Below are 222 nucleotides of genomic sequence, written 5' to 3' on the forward strand. Positions count from 1 at the left end.
CTCTCCGTCGGGAAGCCGCAGCTTCGCGGTCATCTTCGCGATCGAGATCTCGCTCGTCTCCAGCGCCGGTTGAAGCTGTAGGGTCGTCTCCGAGGACGTGCCGAACCGGGAGCTGCGATGGCCCGCCAGCTGGTGGCGCAGCTTCTCCCCTCTTGTCTTATGCATTTCCCAGCTCCCGGTTTATTTTGGGAGCGGCCACGCGGATTGCGCATGTTCGCGCGG

At 64.0% G+C, this 222-nt stretch carries 1 protein-coding gene; it reads right to left on the reverse strand.

Annotated elements, in window-relative coordinates:
* A partial coding sequence (locus Q1B08_RS22245) for a hypothetical protein (protein WP_366140094.1) occupies positions 1 to 165 on the reverse strand: 165 nt, incomplete at its 3' end.
* Positions 166 to 222: the final 57 nt, after the last annotated feature.

It is taken from the genome of uncultured Jannaschia sp., assembly GCF_947494025.1.
Taxonomy (GTDB): Bacteria; Pseudomonadota; Alphaproteobacteria; order Rhodobacterales; family Rhodobacteraceae; genus Jannaschia.